The organism is Archangium sp., assembly GCF_036388035.1.
Lineage (GTDB): Bacteria > Myxococcota > Myxococcia > Myxococcales > Myxococcaceae > Archangium.
This window is the reverse complement of record NZ_DASVSO010000409.1, coordinates 1-5,788: the sequence shown is the minus strand read 5'-3', so window position 1 is coordinate 5,788 and position 5,788 is coordinate 1. Positions and strand designations below refer to the sequence as shown.

Here is a 5,788-nt window from a genome sequence, read left to right as displayed (position 1 = left end):
AGGCGGGCGGGGTAGGGGGTCTCCTCAGTAGCCGCGGAGCACGGTGAGCCCCGCGTCCGTGAGGACGTAGAGCATCGCCGGGGTGGCGTTGGGGTCGTAGACGAGCTGCTTCACGTCCTTGCCCGGTACCGCCTCCACCTTCGTGAGCTTCTTGCTCGCGTCCATCCGCCACAGGCCCCCGCCGCCGGTGCCGATGAAGAGCGAGCCGTCATCCGTGGCCGCCAGACTGGTGAGCTGGTTCGTGGGCAGACCCTGGATCCGGAGGCCCTTCTGCTCGCGGTTGCCGCGCGAGATGATGCGCATCTCCCACAGCCCGTAGCTCCTGCTGGCCAGGTAGTAGCGCCCGTCCTTCGTCTGCTGGAAGCCACGCCAGTAGTCGAACTCGGGGAGCGAGTTGACCTCGGGGAGGTACGAGGACTCCACCTTCATGGGGTTGAGCGTCTTGGGGCTCATCCAATCCCAGACGCCGAGGTCCGCGTTGGGCGTGACGATGCCAAAGGTCCAGTCATTGCCGATGAGCACGTCGCCATCCTGGGCGATGCCCACCGCGTAGGAGTAGCCGATGTGCTGGTGGCCCTGGGCGTCGAACCACACCGGGTGGCGGTGGCTGTTGTAGTGGAGCCCCTTGATGCGCGACACCCCGTGGTTGGTGCTGACATACACCTCGCCCTTGTCCCGGCCGCGCATCACCTTCACGCAGCCCAGCACCGCCCGGTCCTCGTCGTACTTCCAGTTGTTGGAGTTGTGCAGGCCCGCGTTGACCGGGGGAATCCAGGTCAGGCTGCCGTCATTCTTCTCCTTGTTGCGCCGGAACGAGCGGTAGAGGTGCTCCTCCAACTGGATGCCGCTCGGGGTGAGCTTCACCACGTCCAGGTCGCCCTCCATGAAGGTGGAGTCGGTGTAGGAGCTCCGCTCGGGTTGGTCCAGCTCCCGCGCGTGGTAGCCCACGTAGGCCCGGCCCGCGCTGCCGCCGCAGATGACCGTGGAGGAGAAACCCCGGCCGGCCTGTCCGATGTTGCTCGCCCACAGGGGCTGGGTGGCTCCGGGCTTCAGCACGCCGATGCGGTTGCCATCCAGCAGCCAGATGTTGAAGGCGTCATCCACGGCCACGCCTCGCGGGCGGCCCACGCCGAAGCGCTGCGTGTAGTTGACCGCCGTGTCCTTCGGCCATGGGTCCGGACCCTTCTGGATCGGGCTGGAGATCTCGCCGGGGCTCTCCTCCGCGGGCGCCTCCACGACGGGCGGCGGGATGAACTCTCCATCCTCGGGGGGGTTGACCTCCTCCTGCTCGGGCGAGGGAGGCGGGCTCTCTTCGCTGAGGGGAGGCGGGGCGCCCTCGGCGGGAGCGGGGCCGTCCATGGGCTCCGTTGGAGCCGGCGTGTTCGTCTCACCACACGCCCACGCCGCCGCTACCAGCACCGCCGCGCCACATGCTCCCAGAAGTCTCCGCATCACGGTCATTCCCCCTCCAGGCCGGAGGCGAAGAGCAAACCGCGTACCGGGCCAGGCGTTCGGAAGGCGGCACGCGGTAGGGCCTTGTGTGGAGAAAGGCGTTCCCATGCGTGCCCTCGCCGTGCCCTTCGGGGTGGGGCGGGCTTCCTCTTTCCACCGCGAGCAGTCAGGGAGCCTGGCGCTCCACGTGGGCCTTGAGCCCCCGCCCCATGAGGGCGCGCCAGCCCTCGCGCAGGCGCGGCACCGTGTGCTCGTCCACGCGGCCGAAGATGGCGTCCTCCACCTTCACCAAAGTCGCGCCGTCCTGCTCCGTCAGCGTCAGACGCGCCGTCGTCGTCGCCGGCCCGCCGAATGCGGGCGTCAGGTGCCCGGCCAGCTCCAGCACCGTGGGCGGCTCCACCACCAGCACCGTGTACCAGAGCGCTCCCGCGTCGTTGCCCCAGTCCTCGTACACCCGGCCTCCCGGGCGCGCCTCGAGGAGGAAGCCCTTCGCGGCCTGGCCCACGTAGAAGTCCTTGGGCCACCACTGGCCCGCCTCCTCCACCAGCGCCCGCCAGACCCGCTCCCGTGGCGCGCCCACCGTCACCTCCACCTCCACCCGCGCCATGCCCACTCCGCTTCCGGCCTGCTGCATGCGTGCTCCTCCTGTCGCGGGGGCTTTCTAATGCAGGCCCGCCTCCGGTTGGGATGAAGGTGTCGGTCTCGCCGCGGGCCCCGCCAGCGGCAGGACGACGTGGAAGGTGGTCCCCTGGCCCGGCGTGCTCTCCACGTCCACCGCGCCGCCCAGGGCCTCCACCAGCTGTCGCACGATGTAGAGCCCCACCCCGAAGCCCCCGTACTTGCGCACCGGCACCGCTCGCTCGAACTTGCCGAAGATGCGCTCCAGGTCCTCCGGCGCGATGCCGATGCCGTGGTCCTTCACCTCCAGCAGCGCCATGGCCCCGCTGGAGCGCACCAGGATGTCCACCGGCGCCCCCGCCCCGTACTTCAGCGCGTTGGACACCAGGTTCGTCACCACCTGCTCCAGCCGCACCCGGTCCCACTGGCCCACCACCGCGTCCATGCTCCGCAGCTCCAGGCGCGTGCCCGACCGCTGGGCCTCGTCCTGGAAGCGCTCCATCACCTCCTGCACCACCTGCAGCAGATCCACCTCGCCCAGCTCCAGCCGCAGCCGCCCCTCCGCCACCCGAGACACGTCCAGCAGCTCGTCCATCATCCGCGCCAGCTTCTGCAGCTGCCGCCGCGCCTTCTCCAGGCGCTCCACCTGCTCGCCATCCTGTCCTGCCTGGCGCGCCCGCTTCAGCAGCGTGTGGAGTTGCAGGTTGAGCGAGGTGAGGGGCGTCTTCAGCTCGTGCGAGGCGACGGTCAGGAACTCATCGCGCGCCCGCACCGCCTGCTCCGCCTCCGCCCGCGCCTGCTCCGCCTCGTGGAAGAGCCGGGCCCGCCAGTGCGCCTCGCGCTCCCGCTGGGTGACGTCCAGGGCCAGCCCGAGCGCGCCCGCCGGTTTCCCCTCCGCGTCGCGCAGCGGCGTCCAGTGCGTCTCGAACAGCAGCCCGGTGCTCAGCGCGTCCACCGTGAAGAAGTCCTCCCCGGCGAGCGCCCGCCGTACGTGGGCCAGCACCTCGGGCTCCGAGCGGTAGAGGTCGAACACGGACAGGCCCACCACCTGTCCGGGCTTCAGCCCCAGGGCCTTGAGTCCCTGGCCCTCGGAGAGGGTGAAGGTGCCATCGCGGTCCATCGAGAAGAGCACCATGGGCACGTACGCGATGAGCGCCTGGAGGCGGGCATCCGCTTCCTGGCGCGGGCCGCTCTCCGCCACCTTCCAGTCCGACAGGTCCAGCACGAACGTCACCACCCGGTCCTCGTCCAGGCTCGCCGAGCCCAACATCGCCGGCACGGTGGCGGCGTTCCTGCGCAGCAGCTCGCCCTCGAAGGAGTGGTAGGTGCCGTCCACCCGCAGCCGCCGCAGGGCTCCCTCGCTCGCCGCGCGGTGGTTCACCGCCATCAGCCCCGGCCACGTGAGGTGCCCCTCGCGCACGTCCTGCCGCGTGTAGCCCAGCATCCGCAGCAGGGCGGCGTTGGCGTCCAGCAGCCGGCCCTGGTGGTCACAGACGAAGAGCCCCAGCAGGTCCGAGTCCCACAGGTTCCTCAGCCCCAGGTCGCGCGTGTTCTCCGCCCGCTCGATGTCGAGTCGATCCAGGAACCGTCCGAACCGGTGCCCGAGCGCGCTGGCCATGGCCTCGTCCGCCGCTCGGTCCTCCAGGGGCTCGCGGCGGAACAGCTCCAGCACGCCGTAGCGCCGGCCCGTGCCCGTCACCGGGGTGAAGAGGCCGCCGTGCAGCCCCTGCCGCCTGGCGCCCTGCTCCCGGAGGAAGTGGGGGTCATGGGCGAGGTCGTGGCACCATACCGGCTCCATGCGGGCCCACGCCTGGCCCGGGAGTCCCTCGTGGGGCCGGAGGAGGGTCTGGAGGGTCAGGTCCACGAACCCACCCAGCGACGAGGACGCCGTCCACACCGTGAGGGGCCGGAGCACGCCCTCCTCCGGATCCATCTCCCAGTATGTGCCCAGCTCCCAGCCCTCGGTCTCCCCGCAGGCGCGCAGCGCGGCATAGGCCGCCGTCTCCTCGTCCATGACGGGCGCCAGCGCGGAGGCCAGCGCGGCGTCCAGCATGTTCAGCCGGGTACACAGCCGGAGCTGCCGCTCGAGTTCCACCCGCGCGTCCAGCTCATGGAAGGAGAGGATGCTCAGCCCCTCGGCCTCGCCTCCGAGCCAGGGCGACAGCCGCACCTCCACCTCCTGGCGCTGGCCGTCGCGCCGGGCGGCGCTCACCCGGTACACCGCGGGTGGCGGGCGACCCGGACCCGGGGGAGGGACGGGCGGGCCTACCTGGGGCAGTCCTGGCAGTCCCCCCGGAATCACCAGCTCCACCGGGCGGCCGAGCAGCTCCAGGCGGGACCAGCCGAGCAGCTCCCTCAGCGCCGCATTGACGTGGAGGATGCGTGCCGAGCGGTCCAGGGCCAGCAGGGGTTCCCCCAGGGAGTCCAGGACACGTCGCACGTCGATTTCCATGCGGAAAAAGATAAGGACGTTCTGCGCGGGGGACGGTCCGGCCCGTTCTTCTGTATAAGGGCGCCGGCAGAGGCAGCGCTCGCTGCCCTGGTCATCGAAAGGCAGGCAGGAGACATGCGGAAGATTCTCGTGATGGCGTTGGCGCTCGCCGTGGCGGGCTGCAATCAGCAGGGGGCGAAGGACACGGCCGCGGGCGCCCCGCAGACGGACGAGCAGAAGACGTTCTATGCGCTCGGGCTCTCCCTGGGGCGGCAGATCCAGCTCTTCGACATGACGCCGGAGGAGCTGGCGTATGTGAAGGCGGGCATCGACGCGCAGGTGCTGGGCAAGGAGCCCGCGGTGGACATCCAGACCTTCGGGCCGAAGCTGTCCGAGCTGGCCCGCGATCGCTCCACGAAGCGGGCGGCCAAGGAGAAGGAGAAGTCCCAGGCCTTCCTGGAGACGGCGGCCAAGGAGCAGGGCGCGGAGAAGACCGAGTCCGGCCTCATCTACAAGTCGCTGCAGGAGGGCACCGGCGCCCAGCCCGGCGCCACCGACGTGGTGAAGGTGAACTACCGGGGCACCCTGCCGGACGGCAAGGAGTTCGACAGCTCCTACAAGCGCAATGAGCCGGCCCAGTTCCCGCTCAACGGCGTCATCCGCTGCTGGACGGAGGGGGTGCAGAAGATGAAGGTGGGCGGCAAGTCCAAGCTGGTGTGCCCGTCCGACCTGGCCTACGGCGACCGCGGCACCCCGGGCATCCCGGGCGGCTCGGCGCTGGTGTTCGAGGTGGAGCTGCTGGAGGTGCAGAAGAACGAGCCGCCCCCGGGCATGCCGGGTGCGCCGGGCGGTCAGCCGGGTGCGCCGGGTGCGCCGGGTGGTCAGCCGGGTGCGCCGGCCGGTCAGCCGGGGGGTCAGCCGGCCAAGAAGTAGTCCGAGCACATCCGGACCGTTGTCCGCGGGCCATCCGGTCCCGCCCCGTGTCGGGGTGGGGTACCGGGTGGCCCGTCGTCTTTCTTCCACCCGACGTCCCTCGCGGCGAAGTCCTGGCGTGGGGAGGGGGGAGCGCGCTACGCCGGGAGCGCTCGCGGGCCCGTGGGCGGGCCCGGAGGAGAGGATGCGAATGAGCCTGCGGACGATGTGGGGCTGGGCGGCGGCGGTGCTGCTCACCCTGAGTGGTTGTGCGACGAAGCAGGGGGCGGGGAAGGGCGGCGCGGAGGAGCGGCGCGAGGAGCTGGGCGGGCTGACGGAGAAGGAGTTCCAGGCCCTGCACGAGCTGAAGACGGA

Annotated in this window: 4 protein-coding genes; 1 reads left to right on the top strand and 3 read right to left on the bottom strand. The window is 70.9% G+C overall.

Features of this window, described 5'->3' with window-relative positions:
• Positions 1-24: 24 nt before the first annotated feature.
• From VF697_RS16540 to VF697_RS16530, 3 genes are all read right to left on the bottom strand, one after another.
• Positions 25-1,452, bottom strand: coding sequence for a hypothetical protein (locus VF697_RS16540; RefSeq protein ID WP_331096075.1), 1,428 nt, complete (start codon positions 1,450-1,452; stop codon positions 25-27).
• A gap of 166 nt (positions 1,453-1,618) precedes the next feature.
• Positions 1,619-2,086, bottom strand: a complete 468-nt coding sequence (locus VF697_RS16535) for an SRPBCC domain-containing protein (protein ID WP_331096073.1) — start codon at positions 2,084-2,086, stop codon at positions 1,619-1,621.
• A 27-nt stretch (positions 2,087-2,113) separates the two neighbouring features.
• On the bottom strand, positions 2,114-4,510 hold the full coding sequence (locus tag VF697_RS16530; RefSeq protein ID WP_331096071.1) for an ATP-binding protein: 2,397 nt from the start codon (positions 4,508-4,510) through the stop codon (positions 2,114-2,116).
• 126 nt (positions 4,511-4,636) lie between these two features.
• On the opposite strand from VF697_RS16530, the gene VF697_RS16525 reads away from it, so the two are divergent.
• Positions 4,637-5,434: an FKBP-type peptidyl-prolyl cis-trans isomerase gene (locus VF697_RS16525; RefSeq protein WP_331096069.1), complete on the top strand. Its 798-nt coding sequence runs from the start codon at positions 4,637-4,639 to the stop codon at positions 5,432-5,434.
• Positions 5,435-5,788 lie beyond the last annotated feature (354 nt).